Annotated in this window: 17 protein-coding genes; 10 read left to right on the top strand and 7 right to left on the bottom strand. The window is 71.7% G+C overall.

Translation table 11 applies throughout. From position 1 onward, the window contains the following. Positions 1-176: 176 nt before the first annotated feature. Positions 177-1856, top strand: coding sequence for a penicillin-binding transpeptidase domain-containing protein (locus OG562_RS17440; RefSeq protein ID WP_266398621.1), 1680 nt, complete (start codon positions 177-179; stop codon positions 1854-1856). An 81-nt stretch (positions 1857-1937) separates the two neighbouring features. Here the strand turns inward: OG562_RS17440 and OG562_RS17445 are convergent, their stop codons facing one another. Next, on the bottom strand, positions 1938-2294 hold the full coding sequence (locus OG562_RS17445; protein WP_266398622.1) for an SsgA family sporulation/cell division regulator: 357 nt from the start codon (positions 2292-2294) through the stop codon (positions 1938-1940). Positions 2295-2520: 226 nt separating this feature from the next. Here OG562_RS17445 and OG562_RS17450 point away from each other — a divergent pair, with 226 nt between their 5' ends. The 6 genes from OG562_RS17450 to OG562_RS17475 all read left to right on the top strand — a co-directional run bounded on the left by OG562_RS17450 (position 2521) and on the right by OG562_RS17475 (position 7431). Beyond that, complete coding sequence (locus OG562_RS17450; protein WP_266398626.1) at positions 2521-3579, top strand: energy-coupling factor ABC transporter permease; 1059 nt, start codon at positions 2521-2523, stop codon at positions 3577-3579. A gap of 4 nt (positions 3580-3583) precedes the next feature. Beyond that, positions 3584-4345 (top strand): cobalt ECF transporter T component CbiQ, encoded by a 762-nt coding sequence (gene cbiQ / locus OG562_RS17455; protein WP_266398641.1) that lies wholly within the window; start codon positions 3584-3586, stop codon positions 4343-4345. Next, a complete protein-coding gene (locus OG562_RS17460) occupies positions 4333-5133 on the top strand; it encodes an energy-coupling factor ABC transporter ATP-binding protein (protein ID WP_266398643.1) in 801 nt (266 codons plus the stop codon). Before cbiQ ends, OG562_RS17460 begins: the two co-directional genes overlap by 13 nt. Before the next feature lie 11 nt (positions 5134-5144). Then, on the top strand, positions 5145-5615 hold the full coding sequence (locus OG562_RS17465; RefSeq protein ID WP_266409340.1) for a MarR family winged helix-turn-helix transcriptional regulator: 471 nt from the start codon (positions 5145-5147) through the stop codon (positions 5613-5615). A 202-nt stretch (positions 5616-5817) separates the two neighbouring features. Beyond that, the gene (locus OG562_RS17470) at positions 5818-6222 is read left to right on the top strand and encodes an organic hydroperoxide resistance protein (RefSeq protein WP_266409343.1); all 405 of its coding nucleotides are present in this window, start codon (positions 5818-5820) and stop codon (positions 6220-6222) included. Between the two features lie 36 nt (positions 6223-6258). Continuing rightward, positions 6259-7431, top strand: a complete 1173-nt coding sequence (locus tag OG562_RS17475) for a serine hydrolase domain-containing protein (protein WP_266398646.1) — start codon at positions 6259-6261, stop codon at positions 7429-7431. A 24-nt stretch (positions 7432-7455) separates the two neighbouring features. Here the strand turns inward: OG562_RS17475 and OG562_RS17480 are convergent, their stop codons facing one another. Both OG562_RS17480 and OG562_RS17485 read right to left on the bottom strand, forming a co-directional pair. Then, positions 7456-7746, bottom strand: coding sequence for a DUF1876 domain-containing protein (locus tag OG562_RS17480; RefSeq protein WP_266398647.1), 291 nt, complete (start codon positions 7744-7746; stop codon positions 7456-7458). 38 nt (positions 7747-7784) lie between these two features. After that, positions 7785-8771, bottom strand: a complete 987-nt coding sequence (locus OG562_RS17485; RefSeq protein ID WP_266398648.1) for an arylamine N-acetyltransferase — start codon at positions 8769-8771, stop codon at positions 7785-7787. A 292-nt stretch (positions 8772-9063) separates the two neighbouring features. Here OG562_RS17485 and OG562_RS17490 point away from each other — a divergent pair, with 292 nt between their 5' ends. Beyond that, positions 9064-9450 carry a VOC family protein gene (locus OG562_RS17490; protein ID WP_266398650.1) on the top strand — a complete coding sequence of 129 codons (387 nt, stop codon included), beginning with the start codon at positions 9064-9066 and terminating at the stop codon, positions 9448-9450. A gap of 27 nt (positions 9451-9477) precedes the next feature. Here the strand turns inward: OG562_RS17490 and OG562_RS17495 are convergent, their stop codons facing one another. Further along, positions 9478-10335 (bottom strand): EamA family transporter, encoded by an 858-nt coding sequence (locus OG562_RS17495; RefSeq protein ID WP_266409346.1) that lies wholly within the window; start codon positions 10333-10335, stop codon positions 9478-9480. Between the two features lie 222 nt (positions 10336-10557). Here OG562_RS17495 and OG562_RS17500 point away from each other — a divergent pair, with 222 nt between their 5' ends. Beyond that, the gene (locus tag OG562_RS17500) at positions 10558-12525 is read left to right on the top strand and encodes a YncE family protein (RefSeq protein ID WP_266398653.1); all 1968 of its coding nucleotides are present in this window, start codon (positions 10558-10560) and stop codon (positions 12523-12525) included. Between the two features lie 115 nt (positions 12526-12640). Here OG562_RS17500 and OG562_RS17505 read toward each other — a convergent pair whose 3' ends face one another. From OG562_RS17505 to OG562_RS17515, 3 genes are all read right to left on the bottom strand, one after another. After that, a complete protein-coding gene (locus tag OG562_RS17505) occupies positions 12641-13174 on the bottom strand; it encodes a lamin tail domain-containing protein (protein WP_266398655.1) in 534 nt (177 codons plus the stop codon). A gap of 329 nt (positions 13175-13503) precedes the next feature. Next, positions 13504-15783: an MMPL family transporter gene (locus OG562_RS17510; protein ID WP_266398658.1), complete on the bottom strand. Its 2280-nt coding sequence runs from the start codon at positions 15781-15783 to the stop codon at positions 13504-13506. A 160-nt stretch (positions 15784-15943) separates the two neighbouring features. Then, the gene (locus OG562_RS17515) at positions 15944-16549 is read right to left on the bottom strand and encodes a TetR/AcrR family transcriptional regulator (RefSeq protein ID WP_266398660.1); all 606 of its coding nucleotides are present in this window, start codon (positions 16547-16549) and stop codon (positions 15944-15946) included. A 166-nt stretch (positions 16550-16715) separates the two neighbouring features. On the opposite strand from OG562_RS17515, the gene OG562_RS17520 reads away from it, so the two are divergent. Beyond that, positions 16716-20054, top strand: a complete 3339-nt coding sequence (locus OG562_RS17520) for a S41 family peptidase (RefSeq protein WP_266398662.1) — start codon at positions 16716-16718, stop codon at positions 20052-20054. Positions 20055-20101 lie beyond the last annotated feature (47 nt).

The following is a 20101-nucleotide window of genomic DNA, read 5'->3' on the forward strand; positions in this document are numbered from 1 at the left end:
CACCGGGCACGGACGGACTCGCCGGGAACGGACGGACTCGTGGGGGTGGTTGACGTCACATATGACGTCCCCCCCACAGGACGGGACTCTAGGGTGGTAGCCGTCGTTGGGGTGAGTGAGGGCAACGAGGGCAGCGGGGCTTGGGGAGCCCCTGGGGATCCGGAGGGATCGCGACAGTGGGCAAGAGAAGGCGCGTCGAAGAGCGACGCAAGAAGCGGCCCGCCGTCGTCGGCGGCATGATCGCCGTCGTCGTCGGCGGCGCCGGGTTCGGCGTCTACGCGCTCTACGGCGGCGGGGCTGCGGCCGACGACGGCTCGACCTCGGCGGCCGCCGGCCAGAAGGCCCCGCGGGTCCGGGCCGATCCACCGTCGGCGGCCGAGACGAAGACCATGGCTACACGGTTCCTGACGGCCTGGCAGCAGGGAAAGGTGGCCCAGGCGGCCGCCTCCACCAGCGACTCCGCCGCCGCCACCGCCCTCCTGACCGGCTACACCAAGGACGCCCACATCACGGACGTCACCCTCACCGCGGGCAAGGCCGGCGGCGCCAAGGTCCCGTTCTCCGTGCAGGGCACGGTGAAGTACAAGGGCGTGAGCAAGCCGCTCACTTACTCCAGCGCGCTCACCGTCGTACGCAACAGCAAGAACGGCAAGGCGCAGATCGACTGGCACGCCGCCGTCGTCCACCCCGACCTCCAGGACGGCGACACGCTCGTCACCGGCGAGGCCGGCACCCCGCCGGTGAAGGCCGTCGACCGGGACGGCGGCGAGCTGACGGCCGCGAAGTACCCCTCCCTGGAGCCGGTCCTGGACGGGCTGCGGGAGAAGTACGGCAAGAAGGCGGGCGGCAAGGCCGGCGTCGAGCTCCAGGTGGTCCGCGGCAAGGCGGCGAAGGCGAAGAAGGCCTCCGACAAGACCCTGCTGGCGCTCAGCAAGGGCACCCCGGGCACCGTGAAGACCACGCTGAGCCCGACCCTCCAGGCGGCCGCCGAACAGCAGGTGGCGAAGACCGCGCGCGCGTCGGTCGTCGTCATGCGCCCCTCGACCGGCGAGATCCTCGCGGTGGCCAACACCGGCCACGGCTTCAACACCGCCTTCAACGGCTCGCTCGCGCCCGGCTCCACGATGAAGGTCATCACGTCGTCGCTGCTCATCGAGAAGGGGCTGGCGTCGGCTGACAAGGTGCATCCGTGCCCGAAGACGTTCACCTACGGCGGCTGGAAGTTCCACAACGACGACGACTTCCAGATCACCGGCGGCACCTTCAAGGCGAGCTTCGCGCGCTCCTGCAACACCGCCTTCATCAGCCAGGCCCCCGACCTGGACGACGACAGCCTGACCAAGCAGGCGCAGCAGGTCTTCGGCCTGTCGATGAACAACTGGGCCATCGGCGTCCCGTCCTTCGACGGGCAGGTGCCGGTGCAGTCCGCCGCCCAGATGGCGGCCTCGCTGATCGGCCAGGGCGGGGTGCGGATGAACCCGCTGAACATGGCGTCGGTCGCCTCGACGGTGAAGGCGGGCTCCTTCCACCAGCCGTACCTGGTCGCCCCGTCCGTCGACGACCGCACGGTGGCCACCGCCTCGCGCACGATGTCCTCGGGCACGCTGTCGCAGCTGCGGGAGCTGATGAACTACACCGCCGCGGCCGGCACCGCCGCCGAGGCGATGGCGGGCCTCGGCCCCGACTACGGCGCCAAGACGGGCTCCGCGGAGGTCGACAACCAGGACAAGCCCAACGGCTGGTTCACCGCCTACCGCGGCGATCTCGCGGCGGCCGGCGTCGTCCAGGCGGGCGGCCACGGCGGCGACACGGCGGGCCCGATCGTGGCGTCGCTGCTGCGCCTGGGCGGCGGCTGACCCGAAGCGGCCCGGGAGCCCCAGCACGGCCCCAGCACGGCCCCAACGCAGCCCTGGGACGGACCGCCACCGGCCGACCGGCTATCGGCCGACCGGCTGCCCCGTCGCCGTGTACGTGCGGCGTAGGAAGCGCAGCAGCGTCTTGGACTCGAACTGCACGACCGAGACGCCGTGCGTGGAGTGGAACTCGACCACGGCCTGCACGCGCCCGCAGGGCCACACGCGCACCTCCCCGGTGCCGGTGGGGGCGCGCAGGCCCTGTTCCAGCAGGGTGCGGTCGAACGTCCACTCGTGCCGGCCGGGCAGCCCGACCATGACCGAGCGGGGATCGTCCTCGGGGTCGTAGCGCAGGACGACGGGGACGGCCGCGCGTTCCTCCTCGACCAGGTCCTCGTCCGTGACGATGTGGGCTCGCGCGTACTGCTCGACTACAGACATCGACCGGCCCTCTCACGCAGCGTGACCTGTGCGGAAGCTGTGCATCCGCTCCCCTCCCAATGTCGCATATTTTCCGGAATGCGCTCCCCTGTGCAGGCGTATCTCACATGTGCGATACACGCGCCGCGCGCGAGGACCAGGATCGAGGACCGGCGTCGAGGGCGAGCGCCGAAGACAAGCCACTCGCTCTTGCGAACCATTCGCATTAAGCCACTATCATCGACGGGTGCACGTACCCGACGGATTCATCAACGCCCCGACCTCCGCCGTGACCGGAGCGGTCGCCGCCGGCGCCATCGCCGTGAGCCTGCGCGGCGCGCGCCGCGAGCTCGACGAGAAGACGGCGCCGCTGGCCGGTCTGGTGGCGGCGTTCATCTTCGCCGTGCAGATGCTGAACTTCCCCGTCGCCGCGGGGACCAGCGGACACCTGCTCGGCGGCGCGCTCGCCGCGATACTCGTGGGTCCCTGCACAGGGATCCTGTGCGTGTCCGTGGTCCTGCTGATGCAGGGCATCCTCTTCGCCGACGGCGGGCTGACCGCCCTCGGCGTGAACGTCACCGACATGGCCATCGTGACGACGGTCGTGGCGTACGCGGTCTTCCGCGGTCTGGTGAAGGTGCTGCCGCGCGGCCGCCGCTCGATCACGGCCGCCTCCTTCGTCGCCGCCGTGCTGTCCGTCCCGGCCGCGGCCGTGACGTTCACGCTCCTGTACTGGATCGGCGGCACCACCGACGTGGCGATCGGCAAGGTCGCCACCGCGATGATCGGCGTGCATGTGCTGATCGGCGTCGGCGAGGCCGCGATCACCGCACTGACGGTCGGCGCCGTGATCGCCGTACGCCCGGACCTCGTCCACGGCGCGCGCGGGCTGGAGCAGAAGCTCCAGTTGCGGGTGAACGGCGTGCTCGTGGACGCGCCCGCGGCCGAGGGGGCGCGCACGACGCCCGTGGCGGCGCGCACCTCGCGCCGCACGCTGTGGGTGACCGGTCTGGTCGCCTCCCTGGTCCTCGCGGGCTTCGTCAGCTTCTACGCCTCCGCGAACCCCGACGGCCTGGAGAAGGTCGCCGCGGACCAGGGCATCGACGCGAAGGCCGAGAAGCACGCGAACGCCGACTCCCCGCTCGCCGACTACGGCGTCGAGGACGTGGAGAACGCCCGCCTCTCCGGCGGCCTCGCGGGCGTCATCGGCGTCGGCACGACCGTCGTCGCGGGCAGCGCCGTGTTCTGGGCGGTGCGCCGACGCCGTACGACCGACGGGTCGCCGTCCGCCGTAGAGAGCGCCTGACGGCGTGGGCGCGGGGCACGCGCATCGGCTGTACCGGCACGGGCACTCGCCCGTGCACGGTCTGCCGCCGCACACCAAGCTCGCCGCCGTCTTCGCCTTCGTGGTGGTCGTGGTGTCGACGCCGCGGGAGGCGATGTGGGCGTTCGGCCTGTACGCCGTGCTGCTCGCCTTCGTCGCGTACCGCGCGCGCGTGCCGGCCGGCTTCCTGCTGAAGCGGCTGCTGATCGAGGTGCCGTTCGTCGCGTTCGCCGTGCTCATGCCGTTCGTGGCGGAGGGCGAGCGGGTGGACGTCCTGGGCCTGTCGCTCAGCGTCAACGGCCTGTGGGGCGCGTGGAACGTACTGGCCAAGGGCACCCTCGGCGTGGCCGCCTCCGTGCTCCTCGCCTCCACCACCGAACTGCGCGAACTGCTCCTGGGCCTGCAACGCCTGAAGCTGCCCCCGCTGCTCGTGCAGATCGCCTCCTTCATGATCCGCTACGGCGACGTCATCACGGACGAGATGCGGCGCATGCGGATCGCCCGGGAGTCGCGCGGCTTCGAGGCGCGGGGCGTACGGCACTGGGGGGTGCTCGCGAAGTCCGCGGGCGCCCTGTTCATCCGCTCCTACGAACGCGGGGAGCGCGTGCACCTGGCCATGGTCAGCCGGGGGTACGCAGGTTCGATGCCGGTGATCGACGAGGCGACCGCGTCCCGGGCCCAGTGGACGTACGCGCTGACCCTGCCGTTCGCCGCCCTCGTCGTCTGCGTGTTGGGATGGGCCCTGTGACCGCTGCCCCTGTGAATGCTGCCTCCGCGACCGCTGACGTGACCGCCTCCCTGGAGGTCTCGGGCCTCGCCTTCGCCTACCCCGACGGCCATCAGGCCCTGTTCGGCGTGGACTTCTCCATCGGGCGCGGGGAGCGGGTTGCGCTGCTCGGGCCGAACGGCGCCGGCAAGACCACCCTCGTGCTGCATCTCAACGGCATCCTGAGCGGCGGCGCGGGCGCGGTGACGGTGGCCGGACTGCCCGTCGGCAAGCGGCACATGGCCGAGATCCGGCGCAAGGTCGGCATCGTCTTCCAGGACCCGGACGACCAGCTGTTCATGCCGACGGTCCGGGAGGACGTGGCGTTCGGGCCGGCGGCCGCCGGACTGAAGGGCGCGCAGCTGGAGGAGCGCGTCGACCACGCGCTCGCGCAGGTCGGCATGGCCGAGTTCAAGAACCGCCCGCCGCACCACCTCTCCTTCGGCCAGCGGCGGCGGGTCGCCGTCGCGACGGTCCTCGCGATGGAGCCGGAGATCCTGGTCCTGGACGAGCCGTCGTCCAATCTCGACCCCGCCTCGCGCCGCGAACTCGCCGACATCCTGCGGTCGTTGGACGTCACCGTCCTGATGGTCACGCACGACCTGCCGTACGCCCTCGAACTGTGCCCGCGCGCCCTGATCCTGAGCGAGGGCGTGATCGCCGCGGACGGGCGGACCGCCGATCTGCTCGCCGACGACACCCTCATGCGGGCCCATCGCCTGGAGCTGCCCTTCGGGTTCGACCCGCGTTCCGTGACAATGGGCGCGTGACGAATGCGCGCGTGACGAACGAGACCCGTGCGGGCGATCGCTCGCTCCTGCTGGAGGAGCAGCTGTGCTTCGCCCTGTACGCGGCCCAGCGCGCGGTGACGGCCGCGTACCGGCCGCTCCTGGACGAGCTGGGCCTCACCTACCCGCAGTACCTGGTCCTGCTGGTCCTGTGGGAGCGCGGCGAGACCACGGTCAAGGAGCTGGCGTCGGCCCTGCGGCTGGACTACGGCACCATGTCGCCGCTGCTGAAACGGCTGGAGGCGGCGGGTCTGGTGCGCCGGGAGCGCTCGGCGCGCGACGAGCGCTCGGTGCTGGTCGCGTGCACCGGGCGCGGCGAGGAGCTGAAGGGGCGCGCGGCGCGCGTCCCCGGCGCGCTGCTCACGACGACGGGCCTGGAGATGGCGGAGGTCACGCGGCTGCGCGAGGAGCTGTGGGATCTCGCGGAGCGGGCGGCGCACGGCGCGACGGACCGCGCCCACTGACGTTTCCCACCCCCCCGTGGACAAGCGGATACCTACCGGTGGGTACCTTGTGCACGATGCAATGGAGCGTGAGGGAACCGAGCGCTCCGCGTGAAGATCTGGGGGAGGTCCCGCCGTGACTGAAGGCACCACCGTCGACGCCGCCGACACCGCTGACATCGCCGACAGCGCCGACAGCGCCGACAGCCGTCCGACGAAGATCATGTACGTCGCCGAGGCGACCGCGCACGGCGGCCGCGACGGGTACGTGACCAGCCAGGACGGGCAGATCGAGCTGAAGGTGGCGATGCCGCCGGAGTTGGGCGGCGACGGCAACGGCACCAACCCGGAGCAGCTCTTCGCGGCCGGCTACAGCTCCTGCTTCCACAACGCGCTGATTCTCGTCGGCAACCGCGCCGGGTTCGACCTGACCGGGTCGACGGTGGCCGCGAAGGTCGGCATCGGCCCGAACAGGAGCAAGGGCTACGGCCTGGCCGTCGCCCTCAGCGTCTCGCTCCCCGTCCTCGACGCCGACCTCGCCGCGAAGCTGGTGGACGCGGCGCACCAGGTGTGCCCGTACTCGAACGCGACCCGCGGGAACATCGACGTCACGATCCTGCTTGGCTGAAAGGGAGACCCCGGCAGCGAGACGAGGAGCAGGGACGTGGAAGTGAACGGCACGGTCGCCGAAGGCTTCGAGCCGGTCCGGGAAGCGTTCGCAGGGAACTTCGAGGCGCTCGGGGACCGGGGCGCGGCCGTGGCCGTCTACCGGGACGGGCGCAAGGTCGTCGACCTGTGGGGCGGCACGCGAGACGTGGACGGCGGGGTCGGCGGGGCTCCCTGGGAGCGCGGCACCGCGCAGATCGTGCGGTCCGCGACCAAGGGCGTCGCCGCCGCCGTACTCCTGCTGCTGCATCAGCGCGGGGCGCTGGATCTGGACGCGCCGGTGGGGGCGTACTGGCCGGAGTACAAGGCGGCGGGCAAGGAGCGGACGCTCGTGCGGCAGCTGCTCGCGCATCGCGCGGGCGTGCCCGTGCTGGACCGGCCGCTGACGCCCGCCGAGGCCGCCGACCCCGAGCGGGGCGCGGCGGCGGTCGCGGCGCAGGCGCCGGTGTGGGAGCCGGGCACGGACCACGGCTACCACGCGCAGACGTACAGCTGGCTGACGGGCGAGCTGGTGCGGCGGGTCACCGGGCGGCCGATCGGGGAGTGGATCGCGCACGAGATCGCCGGGCCGGTCGGCGCCGATCTGTGGCTAGGGCTGCCGCAGGCGCAGAGCGCGCGCGTGGGGCGTGTGGGGCAGGTCGACGCGCCCTTCCCGGCCGGGGGTCTGCGGACGCGGCCCAAACGGTCCGTCGCCGACGCCTACGCCGATCCCTCCTCCCTCACCCGCCGCGCTTTCGCCGCGATCACCCCGCTGCCCGACGAGAACGACCCCGACTACCGCGCGGCCGCCCTGCCCGCCTCCAACGGCATCGCGACGGCGGACGGTCTGGCCCGCTTCTACGCGTCGCTGATCGGCGAGGTGGAGGGCGGGGTGCGGCTGTTCACGCCGGAGACGGTGGCGCTGGCGCGCGGCGAGCAGTCGGCGGGGGCGGACCGGGTGCTCGTGGTGAACACCCGGTTCGGCCTCGGCTACATGCTGCACGGCGGCGCGTCCCCGCTCCTGTCGCCCTCCTCCTTCGGCCACCCGGGCCGCGGCGGCGCCCTCGGCCTCGCCGACCCCGAGTCGGGCATCGCCCTCGGCTATGTCACCAACGGCTTCCGCACGAGCGTGACGGCGGACCCACGGGCGCAGGCGCTGGTGCGGGCGGTGGCCGCCGCCGCCGTACGGTGATCGAGCCTCCTACGTCGACCGAGCTCATACGTTGATCGAGTGCGAGGTCCGCCCGGACGCGCCGTCGATCTCCAGGTGGGCCTTGGTCAGCAACTGCATGGCGATCTCGTTGAGGGCACGGGCGCCGGCGATCTCCTCGCCGACCCGTGGCTGATTGGCGTCGACGTTGTGCCGGCTGGCGTGTCCGTGGGCCTTGATCTCGGTCCCGTCGGGCAGCCGTACCAGCGCGACCGCGCGCGTGTGCCGCTCGTCCTCCTCGAACTCCAGCTCGACATGCCATCCCACGGTGGTACGCATCGCAGTGGTGTGCATCATGACGATCACCTCCGGAAGTACTGCTTCCAGGGTGCTCCTCACACTGTGGGCCCGCACCCCTCCGGGACGGCGATGTCGAACTCCTCGTCGAGCGCCTTGCGCACCTCCGCCTCTCCCGTGAGCCGGCGTTCGCGCACCGTGCCGTCGGCGTGGGTCTCGGTGAGGAGGTCGCCGTCGAGGAGGAGGTGGCCGTCCGGCGTGACGCGCTGGACGTAGGGGCGGCGGCTGAACGGGGAGCGGGGGTTGGTGGCGATGTGCCAGTTGATCACCTCGAAGTCGGGCTTCTCGAAGGGTTCGAGGGTGAAGGCGTACTGCGCCTGCCAGGCGCTCTCCCCGCCGGTCTCCCGGCCTGCCTCCCCGCCGGTCTCCCCGCCGGTCTCCCCGCCGGTCTCCCCACCGGTCTCCCGGCCTGCCTCCCCGCCGGTCTCCGTGTCTGTCTCCCCGCCGGTCTCCCGGCCTGTCTCCCGCTGTGCCTCCAGCACCCACAGCTCCAGCGGCCCCCGGTGCGGGGCGTGGACCAGGCGGTGGGCGCGGCCCGCGCCCCAGAACTCGCCGTCCGTCGTCAGCGGGACCGGTTCGAGCAGGGCTCCGGGAGCGCCGAAGCCGACGTCGGCGAGGTACTGCTGGTGCGGACGCGGGTCGTCGGGGGCCTCGACGAGGAGGGTCATGTGGGTGCGCGGGCGGTCCTCGAACCGTTCCGCGCCGACGACGACCCGCGCCGTCAGCCGGGTCACCCGGAACCCGAGCGCCTCCAAGGCGGCCGCGAACAGCGTGTTGTGCTCGTAGCAGTAGCCGCCGCGCCGGCTGCGGACCAGCTTGGCGATCAGGTCGGCGGGGGCGAGGGAGGGGGCGGTGCCGCGTACGGGGTCCAGGTTCTCGAAGGGGATGGCGCGGATGTGGGCGAGATGCACGCCCCGCAGCGTCGCCGCGTCGGCCCGCCGCTCCCCCTCCCAGCCGATCCGCCGGAAGTACGCGGCGAGGTCGTCGGGGCCGCCGTCGGGGCCGAACTGTGTGGTCTCGGGCATGACTTCACCGTAACCGCCTGATCCGCGGGGACGCGTCGGGCGCTGGTCGTAGGGCTTCGGGAGGAACCCCGACGCGGATGCGGGGCCGGTGATGGCCGAGATCTTCGTTGCGACGGCGGGACGCCGGGCGCTACGGTCGGTGACGTGACTGCCGGGTCGGCCATGGGCCATTCACGAGTGGGACTCCCGGCCTCGGCATGAGCCCGGGGCGGGCGAGAGGCCCGCCGTACTTCTCCGCGTTTTCCAGAGTTCCCCACCCCCGGAAACCCCAGACACGGAGAAACCACCTCATATGGCCATGCCCCTGCTCGACCACCACGCCGTCTACGCGAGCGACCGGTCCCTCTCGGCCGAGTTCCTGGCGGTGATCCTCGGCCTGGAGGTCGGCGCCCCCTTCGGGCCGTTCCTCCCCCTCGACCTCGGCAACGGCGTGACGCTCGACTACTACGAGAAGCGCGACGAGCCGATCCAGTCCCAGCACTACGCGTTCCTCGTGCCGGAGGAGCAGTTCGACGACATGATCGCCCGGCTGGAGGCGGTCGGGGTCACCTACTACGCCGATCCCCGGCACACCGAACCCGGCCGGATCAACGGCCTGTTCGGCGGCCGGGGCGCGTACTTCGCCGACCCGGACGGCCACAACATGGAGATCCTGACGCGGCCGTACGTTCGACCGTAGCGGCCGGGTACGCGGCCGCGTACGTCCTCAACCGGCGTACAGCATCAGCCCGATGCCGATGACGAGGAGTCCGGCCGCGGCGATGCGGGGCGCGCCGAAGCGTTCCTTGAAGAGCAGGGCCCCTATCGCCGCTCCGACGATGATCGACGACTCGCGCAGGGCGGCGACGGGGGCCAGTTCGGCGCGGGTCTGGGCCCACAGGACGAGGGAGTAGGCGAGGACGGACAGGACGGCGCCGAGGAAGCCCACGCCGACGAAGGGGCGTACGACGGCGAGGGTCCGGCCGCGCCAGCGGTAGAGGGCGAACACCGGGATCGCGACCCCCTCCGCGGCCAGCAGCCAGCCGATGTACCCGAGGGCGGACCCGAGCGTGGCCCCGGAGGCGCGCACGCCGAGTCCGTCGACGACGGTGTACGAGGCGATGGTGAGCCCGGTCGCCAGCGCGGCCCCGATCGCCGCCCAGTTCGGCCGCCGTCCGCGCAGCCCCCACAGGGCGACGCCGGTCAGCCCCGTGCAGGACAGCACGATGCCGGCGGCCGCCCAGCCGTCCGGCACCTCGTGCGCGAAGACGGCCGCGAGGACGGTGACGACGAGTGGCGCGGAACCGCGCGCGAGGGGGTAGGCCTGCCCGAAGTCGCCGAGCCGGAACGACCGCATCAGCAGCACGAAGTACGCGGTGTGGATGAAGGCGGAGGCGATCAGATAGGGCCAGGCGGCCGCCGCCGGGATCGGCGCGAGGACCACGAGCGCGAGACCGATGAGGGCGCCGCCGCCGGCGATGAGCGCGAAGCCGACGAGCTTGTCGGTGATCTGGTGGGCGATGGCGTTCCAGCCGGCGTGGGTGACCGCGGCGAGCAGGACGGCCGCGGTGACCAGCGGGGTCACGCGGCGCGCTCGCACATGTCCACGAGGGCCTCGGGGGAACGGGGATGCGTGCCGGTCGTCGTCATGGACCGCACGCTAGCGATATCCCGTTCTCGGTTGTCACTGGCATGCCATACGCTGCTGCTCAGCCGCGTTCACGCGCCCGCAGCGGGCGCGAGGGGGGACGCAGGCCACTTGTCTCGCCCGGCGGACACCGGGCTTGTTTCCTGGGGGTTCAGTACTGTGCGCAGGCGCAGCATCTCGGCCGCGACGACGCTCGCGGTCGTCTTCAGCTCCGCGGTGATCGCCGCGGGTTCGGCGGGAGTGGCCGTGGCCGACTCCGCCAAGGTCCTTGCGGTGAAGTCGGTCGGCGACCTCGTCGTGGACGGCGTCCACCAGCGGGTCTACGTCTCCGACCCGACCGGCGGCAAGATCGTCGTCACCGACTACGCGGGCGCCGTCAAGGCGACCCTGACCGGGCTGTCCGGCGTGAGCGGCCTGGCGCTGTCCGCCGACTCCGGGCAGCTGTACGCGGCCGTCAAGAGCGGCAACCGGATCGTCTCGGTGGAGACGGGGACGTACACCCAGACCGCGAGCTACCCGGTGGGGGCGGCGCCGACCGACCTGGAGGTCGTGGACGGCCGGATCTGGTTCGGCTACGGCACGAACTTCGGTTCGCTCGACGTCTCCGGCGCCGAGCCCGTCGTGCATCTCGCCCAGCGCGGGGACGTCGACTTCTTCGGCGGCACGACGCTGCTGGGCTCCGACCCGGCCGCCCCGGGCGTCCTGGTGGCCGGCACCGGCGGCGGGCTCGCCGTGTACGACGTCTCGGCCGACGGCGCGGTGCTGCGGACCAAGGGCGACATGGACACCTCCGTGAAGCAGATCGACCTGACGCCCGACGGCAAGCAGGTCCTCACCTCGTGGGGCGACCCGGACTTCGGCTACGGCATCGGCGCCTACTCCACCGCCGACCTCACCGAGCAGACGGGCTACCCGATCGACGCGTACCCGAACGCGGTGCAGGTCGCGCCCGACGGCAGCGTCGCGGGCGGCAGCTTCTCCTGGTACGAGCCCGACGTCCACATCCACCGGCCCGGCGACCCGACGCCGGTGCGGGAGTACGACTTCCCCAACACCGGCGACAGCAGCGGCGCCGACACCCTGGTGGACGGCGCGCTGGCCTGGGCGCCGGACAGCAGCCGGGTGTTCGCGGTCTCCGTGAACGACGGCGGCGCGTACACCCTGCGGACGCTGACCGACCCGACGAAGGAGCTGCCGACGCTCAAGGTGACGGCCCCCGCGAAGGCGGACCGCGCCAAGAAGCTCACCGTCACCGGCAAGCTGGCCTCGAAGACGGCGCTCCCGGCGGGCACCGGCCTCAAGGTGACCCGTACGGACCTCGAGTCGCCGAGCGGCAAGGCGCTGGCGGCCGTCACCACGAAGGCCGACGGCAGCTTCTCCTTCACGGACACCCCGCCCGCCGGCGGCAAGGTCGTCTACAAGGTGACCTACGCGGGCGACGCCGCCCACGCGGCCGTCTCCGGCTCCGACGCGGTGACGGTCTCCCGCAAGGCGACCGCGCTCACCCTCACCAACAACGGCAAGCTGTACGCGTACGGCAAGGACGTCGCCTTCACCGCGCACCTCGGCTCGACGTACAAGAACCGCACGGTCGCGATCTACTCGGACCCGTTCGGTTCCGACAAACCGAAGAAGCTGGTCAAGACCGCCAAGGTCAACTCGAAGGGCAACCTGTCGGCGGTCGTCGACATGACCCGCGACACGACCGTCACCGCCGTCTTCGCGGGCGACGCGCGGTCCGCCGAGAAGACCGCGAAGTCGACCGCGTACGCCCACGCGAAGGTCTCCACCACCGTCTCCAAGCACTACAAGACGGGGAAGATCGGCTCGACGACGTACTACTACTTCCACAAGAACACCGCCCCGGTGCTGACCACGACCATGAACTACTACCAGGGCCGCAAGCAGCGCCTCCAGCTCCAGGTGTACTACCAGGGTTCCTGGTACGACTCGGGGTCCGAGTACTTCGCCCTGGCCACCGACGGCAGGTCGGCCGTGAGCCTGGGCGCCCCGGGCGAGTCCGGCATCCGCGCCCGGGTCCGCTCGTCGTACATCAACGGCACCTCCGGCGACAGCGTCAACTCGACGACCCACGGGGCCTGGAAGTACCTGAACTTCACCAACTGACCGACTGAGGTACCGACGACTGAGGTACCGACGTACCCACGTAACGACGGCGACGCGCCCGACCTGGAAGGGTCGGGCGCGTCGCCGTCAGTGCGGGTCGGTCGCCGGGCGAACGTCAGTGGCGGTCGCCGCCGTGGCCGTGGTCGTGGCCGCCGCCGTGGCCGCGGTCGCCGCCGTGGTCGTGGCCGTGGTGGTGGCCCCAGGAGACCTCGTCGACGCGGCGGCCGTGGTCGTTGCGCAGCGTGGCGGTGTCGGAGCGGTTGTCCCACACCTCGCGACGGCGGTCCTGGTACAGGTCGGTGTCGGTGTCGTGGCCCCTGCCGGTGTGGACGCGGACCGTGGCGCGGGGCGCCAGACGGTAGTCGCTGAAGGTGTAGGTCTCGCCCTGCTCGTCCGAGAGGGTCCACTCGTCCAGGTTGATCGTGTGGCGGGTGGTGTTGGTGAGCTCCACCCACTCCTTGTTCAGGGAGCGGCGGGAGTTGTCGCGCCAGCCCGGCGCGTCGTACTGGACGTCGCTGATCTCCACCTTCGGCCGGTCCGGACGCGCGTGGTCGGCGGCGGACGCCGGCAGCGCCACCGCTCCGACGACGGCGCCGGCGGCGAGCACGGCTGCGGCGAGACGGCGGGCGGACACAGAGGAAACGGACACAAGGTCTCCTTGCTTGGTGCGGGTCGCGGCCTGGGGGCCGCAGACCCAAGACTTGCCTACCGAATCCGCCCTAAGTGCCCTGATAGGGCATCACGTTACGAATCGTGCATATACCGGTGACGGTAGCCTTCAATATCCATCTATGTACTGAACGCGTCGGACCCGTTGTCCCGTCGACCCCGCACGGCCCTCACCGCAGCGGGCCTCACCCGAAAGTGGGTCACAAGGAAAAAGCCGGTGAGGGCGCCCCGTCCCCACGGAACCCTCACCGGCGGTCTTCGACTGTCCTTCAGGTGTTCGGCCGGTCGGTGTTCAGCCGGCCCGGTGCGTCACACCCGTGCCAGCTCCCGGTCCTCGTCGCCGTCGCGGGAGGACGCGGTGTCGGCCGGGGGCTTCAGGCCCTCGCCCTCGACGTCCACGTTGGGCAGCACGCGGTCCAGCCACTTCGGCAGCCACCAGGCCCGCTTGCCGAGCAGCGCCAGCACCGCCGGCACGATCGCCATGCGCACGATGAACGCGTCGAAGAAGACGGCGATCGCGAGGCCGAAGCCGATCATCTTGATCATCGACTCGCTGGAGCTGATGAAGCCGCCGAAGACGGCCATCATGATGATCGCGGCGGCGGCCACGACCCGGGCGCTGTGCCGGAAGCCGGTCACCACGGCCTGGCTCGGGGACTCGCCGTGGACGTACGCCTCCCGCATCCGGGTCACGAGGAACACCTCGTAGTCCATCGCGAGTCCGAAGACCACGCCCACCATGAAGATCGGCATCATCGACATGATCGGGCCGGTCTCCTCGACGCCGATCAGGCCGCCGAGCCAGCCCCACTGGAAGACCGCGACCACGGCGCCGAGCGCGGCGAGCACGCTGAGCAGGAAGCCGAGGGCCGCCTTCAGCGGGACCAGGATCGAGCGGAAGACCACGATGAGGAGGAGGAAGGCCAGGCCGACCACCAGGCCCAGATACGGGATCAGCGCGTCGTTGAGCTTCTGCGAGAAGTCGATGTTCATCGCGGTGGTGCCGGTGACCAGCACCTTCGCGTCCGTGTCGGCCGTGACGTCGGCCCCCGCGCCCCGGATGGAGTGCACCAGGTCCTCGGTCTGCGTCGAGGAGGGCTTGGAGTTCGGGATCACGGTGATCATCGCGGTGTCGCCGGCCTTGTTGAACGTCGGCGGGGTCACCGTGACGACGTCCTCGAGTCCCTTGACGTCGTCGGTCACCGCGGTGGCCGCCGCCTGGGGGTCGTCGCTGTTCTTGGCGTCGACCACGATCATCAGGGGGCCGTTGAAGCCGGGGCCGAAGCCCTCCGACAGCAGGTCGTACGCCCGGCGCTGGGTGGTGGACGTCGGCTGCGAGCCGTCGTCGGGCAGGCCCAGTTCCAACTGGCTGGCCGGGAGCGCGATCGTGCCCAGGCCGATCACGCCGAGCAGCAGCACGGCGGCCGGCCGGCGGATGACGAAGCTCGCCCAGCGGACGCCCAGGCCGGGCTTGACCGGCTCGCCCGTTCCGTCGGTCGCCTTGTCCTTGGCCTTGCCCTTGCCCTTGCCGTCGGCCTTGTTCTCGGCCCTGGCCTTGGCCTTCGTGCTCTTCTCGCCGGCCGGCTTGACCTTCTTGCCCGCGTATCCGAGCAGCGCCGGGATCATGGTCAGCGCGATGAGGACGGCGACGACGACCGTGCCCGCCGCCGCGAGGCCCATCTTGGTCAGCATGGGCACGTTGACGACCGCGAGGCCCGCCAGGGCGATCACGACCGTGAGGCCCGCGAAGACCACCGCCGAGCCGGCGGTGCCGGTGGCGCGGCCGACCGCCTCCTCGCGGTCGCGGCCCTCGGCCAGCTCGCCGCGGTAGCGGGAGACGATGAACAACGCGTAGTCGATGCCGACCGCGAGGCCGATCATCAGCGCCAGCGTGGAGGTGGTGTCGCCGAGGTCGAGCGCGCTGGCGAGGGCGGTGATGGTGGAGACGCCGATGCCGACGCCGATGATCGCGGTCAGCAGCGGCAGTCCGGCCGCCACCAGCGAGCCCAGGGTGATGACGAGGACGACCGCGGCGATGGCGAGGCCGACGGCCTCGCCGACCGCGCCTGGTTCGGCGGCGGCCTGCAGCGCGTCGCCGCCGACGTCGACGGTCAGGCCGTCGGCCCGGGCGTCGTCCGCGGCCGTCTCGAGGGCGTCCCTGGTCGCGTCCTTCAGCTCCATGCCGGGCAGCTCGTACTTGACCGACGTGTAGGCGACCGTGCCGTCCTTGCTGACGGCGTTGGTCGTGAACGGGTCGGCGACGGAGACGACCTCGGAGCCGTCGCTCAGCGCCTTGACGGTCTTGTCGACGATCGCCTTGTTGTCGGCGTCCGTCATCTTCTCGCCCTCGGGCGCCTTGAAGACGATGCGCCCGGTCGCGCCGTCGGCGCTGGAGCCGGGGAAACGCTGTTCCAGCAGGTCGAAGGCCTTCTGCGCCTCGACGCCCGGAATGGAGAAGGAGGTGGAGCCCGCGGCGGGCGCGGAGGCCGCGCCGACTCCCGCGAGGGTCAGCAGCGCGACCCATATCAGGGCGACGAAGTGCCGTCGCCGAAAGGCGAACCGGCCGAGGTTGTAGAGGAACGTGGCCACGGAGGCGTACTCCCGGTCAGGTCGTGGGGTGTTCAGGGCAGGGGTGACCAACCCGGCGGGGAGAGCAGGGGTGATCGGCCCGACGACGTGAGCGGTGACGTCAGGATGGGCGGACCGTGGGGACGGTCAGAGGGTGATCAGGAGGGCGATCAGAGGACGATCAGGAGGTGGGGGGCGCGCAGAGGGCGGGGAGGACCACTGCGTCGATGTACGAAAGGAGGAACTCCTGGGTCGGCGGCTGCTCGTCGAGCAGCGTGCGGGCGGCGAACGCCCCGATCATCATGTGCATCATGAAGTCGGCCGCCGGGTTGTCCGCACGGACCTCGCCCCGGGCGACCGCCCGCGCCAGCACCCGGCGGAACTCCGCCATCTCCGGCTCGATGAGATGCTCCTTGAACGCCTTCAGGAGGTCCGGGTTGCCGTGGACCGCCATGGCCAGACCCCGCATCAGCGCGGAGTTCTGCTCCATCTGGCAGTCGTCCGACTGCTGTGTGAGGGCGTACAGGTCGCCCCGGAGCGAGCCCGTGTCGATCTCCCCGAGGGAGTGGACCGGCTTGTTGTGCCGCACCGCCTTCGCCACCAGCTCGGCCTTGCCGCCCCACTGGCGGTAGAGCGTCGCCTTGCTGGACCGCGTACGGGTGGCCACGGCGTCCATGGTGAGGGCGTCGTAGCCGACCTCCCGGAGCAGGTCGAGCACGGCCTCGTACAGCTCGGCCTCGCGCTCGGGCGTGATCCGACTGCGACGCGCCGTTGCGACCTCAGTCATGCCACTCACCCTTCCGCTCAGTCGTCCACTGTGACGAATGTAGCGCACCCGCCTGCGAAACGAAACAGTTTCGTACGTGTCGTGGCTCACCTCGCCCCTTGCAGATCCAGAAAGATCTCGAATGTCATAAGTTGCTCCGGTCCATCCCCCGGAAAAGCATGGGGAGGTGAGCTATCTGCGTCTGCCCCATCTCAACGGTGACCTGTTGTGCTTCGTGGCCGAGGACGACCTCTGGCTGGCCCCCCTGGACGAACCGGGCCGCGCCTGGCGGCTCACCGTCGACCGCGCCAAGGCCGGACACCCGCGCTTCTCCCCCGACGGCCGCGAGATCGCGTACACCAGCTGGCGAAGTCTCGTCCCCGAGATCCATCTGGTGCCGGTGGACGGCGGGCCGGGACGGCGGCTGACCTACTGGGGCAGCCTGGACACCCAGGTCTGCGGCTGGACGCCCCCGGACCAGGACGGCGCCACGGACATCCTGGCCGTCGCCTCCCACGGCGAGCCCTTCTCCTACTTCACCTGGGCCTACAAGGTCCCCACCGACGGCGCCCCCGGCCGCAAACTCCCCTGGGGCCCGGTCTCCGACCTCCAGGTCGCCGACATCGCGGGGGAACGGAAGACCCTCCTGCTCACCGGCACTCCCCCGCACGAGCCCGCCGCCTGGAAGCGCTACCGGGGCGGGGCCATGGGCCGTCTGTGGCTGCACGGACAGCGGCTCCTCGAAGGCCTCGAAGGGCACCTCCACTCCCCGATGGTCGTCGGCGGCCGGATCGCCTTCCTCTCCGACCACGAGGGCGTCGGCAACCTCTACTCCTGCGCCCACGACGGCTCCGACCTGCGCCGGCACACCGACCACGACGCCTTCTACGCCCGGCACGCCTCCAGCGACGGCACCCGGGTGGTGTACCAGTGCGCCGGAGACCTGTGGATCGTCGACGAGCTCGCGGCCGGCTCCGAGCCGCGCCGGATCGACGTACGGCTGAGCGGACCCCGGGCGGGGCGGCGGCCGTACCAGATCCCGGCCGCCCAGCATGTGGACGGGATCTCGGTGGACGAGACCGGGCGGGCGAGCGCGGTCGTGGTGCGCGGGAGTCTGTACTGGCTGACGCACCGCGACGGCCCCGCGCGGACGATCACCGACACGCCCGGGGTGCGGGTGCGGCTGCCGGAGATGCTCGGCTCCGGCGGACAGGTCGCCTATGTGACGGACGCAGACGGCGAGGACGCCGTCGAGATCGCCTATCTGCCGCGCGCCAGCGGCGACCGCGCGCCGCGCCGACTGGCGTCCGGAGAGCTGGGCCGGGTGCTGGAGATGGTCTCCGACCCGGACGGCGAACGCCTCGCCATCGCCGCGCACGACGGCCGGCTGCTGCTCATCACCGTGTCCGAAGATGCGGCTGCCGCCGCGGGCGCCGAGGGCGCCGGGGACGCCGGGGACGCCTCCCGGACGGACCCCGGGGGAGGGGTGGTCACCGAGCTGATCTCGTCGGTCAACGGGCCCGTCCGCGACCTCGCCTTCTCCCCGGACGGGGCGTGGCTGACCTGGTCGCATCCCGGGATCGGCCGCTCCCTGCGCCAGATCAAGATGGCGCGGATCTCCGGGATCGGCCACGGAGAGGGCGAGCGGCTGATCGTCGACGTCACCAACGGCCGCTTCGAGGACGAGAACCCGGTGTTCACCCGGGACGGCCGCTATCTGGCCTTCCTGTCCTGGCGCGGCTTCGACCCGGTGTACGACGTCCACACCGGGGACCTGTCCTTCCCGCTGGGCTGCCGGCCCTACCTGGTGCCGTTGTCGTCGGCGACCCCGTCCCCGTTCGCGCTGACCCCGGAGGGCCGCCCGGCCGCCGGGGGCCTGGACCCGGTGGAGGACGAGGAGGGCGGCGACGGGGCGGTGACCGTCGAGGTCGAGGGCCTGGAGAGCCGGGTCACCCCCTTCCCCGTCACGGCGTCCAAGTACTCGGCGATGCACCCGGTGGCGGGCGGCGGGCTGGTGTGGCTGCGCTGGCCGATCTCGGGGGCGCTGGGCGAGACGTTCGCCAACCCGGACGACACCAGCGGACGTCCGACCCTCGAGTTCTTCAACATCTCCAAGGCGAAGAAGTCCGAACTCGTCGACCACCTGGACTGGTTCGCGCTCAGCGGGGACGGCACCCGGCTGGTCGTGGTCGACGAGGGCGAGCTGCGCGCCACGCCCTCCACCGAGTCCGGGGACCTCGACTCGACGGTCTGGATCGACCTGCGCCGCATCCTGCACGAGGTGGATCCCGGCGCCGAGTGGCGGCAGGCGTACGCGGAGGCGGGCCGGCTGATCCGCGCCTACTTCTGGGACCCCGGGATGTGCGGGATCGACTGGGACGCGGTCCTCGAGCAGTACCGGCCGCTGGTCGAACGGGTCGCGTCCCCGGACGAGTTCGCGGACCTGCTGCGCGAGGTCCTGGGCGAACTGGGCACCTCCCACGCCTACGTCACCCCCGCCCGCCGCAACGAGGGGCCGCCGCACTACCAGCGCCGACAGGGGCTGCTGGGGGCCGACTTCGTGCACCGGGAGGGAGGGTGGACGGTCCGGCGGATCCTGCCCGGCGAGTCCTCCGACTCCAAGGCTCGTTCGCCGCTGGCCGGCACCGGGATCCGGGAGGGCGCGGTCCTCACCCATGTCGACGGACGCCCGGTGGACCCGCTGACCGGCCCGTATCCGCTGCTGGCGGGCGCGGGCGGCACGACGGTGGAGCTGACGTTCACCCCTGTGGAGGGCGACGCAGGCCACGCGCGCCGGGTCGCCGTGGTCCCCCTCGTCGACGAACGCCCCCTGCGCTACCAGCACTGGGTCGCCAAACGGCGTGCGGTCGTACGGGAGTTGAGCGGCGGCCGGTGCGGCTATCTGCACATCCCCGACATGGGCGGCTCGGGCTGGGCCCAGTTCAACCGCGACCTGCGGATGGAGGTGTCCCGGCCCGCGCTGCTGGTGGACGTGCGCGGCAACGCGGGCGGCCACATCAGCGAACTGGTCGTGGAGAAGCTGACGCGCAGGATCCTCGGCTGGGACCTCACCCGCGACGCCCAGCCGGTGTCGTACGCCTCCAACGCCCCGCGCGGGCCGGTGGTGGCCCTGGCGGACGAGGCGACCTCCTCCGACGGCGACATGATCACGGCGGCCTTCAAGCTGCTCAAGCTGGGCCCGGTGGTCGGCCAGCGCACCTGGGGCGGAGTGGTCGGCATGACCGGCCGCCACCAGCTCGGCGACGGCACGGTCATCACCGTTCCGATGAACGCGGCCTGGTTCGACGCCTACGGCTGGTCCGTCGAGAACCACGGCGTCATCCCCGACCTGGAGGTCCTGCGCACCCCCCTGGACTGGGCAGAGGGCCGCCACGCCCAACTCGACGACGCGATCCGCCTGGCCCTGGACCTGCTGGCCCTCAACCCCCCGGCGAACCCCCCGGACCTCAGCGCGGTACCGAACCGCTCACGTCCGAAGCTGCCGAGGCGGCAGGGCCTTCAGTGACACGAACGTGGGTGCCCTCCCCAGAGACCGGGAGGGCACCCACGTTT

The organism is Streptomyces sp. NBC_01275 (assembly GCF_026340655.1).
Lineage (GTDB): Bacteria > Actinomycetota > Actinomycetes > Streptomycetales > Streptomycetaceae > Streptomyces.